Origin of the sequence: Candidatus Aquicultor secundus (genome assembly GCF_002791875.1) — a bacterium.
Taxonomy (GTDB): domain Bacteria; phylum Actinomycetota; class Aquicultoria; order Aquicultorales; family Aquicultoraceae; genus Aquicultor_A; species Aquicultor_A secundus.
Window position 1 is genome coordinate 1 of sequence record NZ_PFNG01000049.1, and the last position, 347, is coordinate 347.

Sequence of the window (347 nt, forward strand, 5' to 3'; positions counted from 1 at the left end):
CTCTTTTTTTATCTTCTCGATGCCTGAGGACGACGGTCTGAAGTCGGCGACCGCAGCCGTCATAACGACCGCATCCACTTGATAAAGGTTCTCCATCACCGCGTCATACATCTGCTGCGCTGTTTCTACATATATGGTATGTGCCCCCAGCGGGGGATTTAAACACGTCGGCCCGGAAACCAGGATAACTTTAGCGCCACGGGCACGGGCGGCCTCGGCTATCGCGTAGCCCATTTTGCCCGATGAACGGTTCCCAATAAAGCGAACGGGGTCGATGGGCTCCCGCGTACCGCCGGCGGTAATCATAATGGTCTTTCCGGCCAGGTCGTGGGATTTGCGAAGGATAT

Annotated in this window: 1 protein-coding gene; it reads right to left on the reverse strand. The window is 55.9% G+C overall.

The annotated features are described in order from the left end of the window. On the reverse strand, nt 1–347 hold a 347-nt coding region (locus tag COY37_RS02025), incomplete at both ends, for a phosphopantothenoylcysteine decarboxylase domain-containing protein (protein ID WP_286975788.1).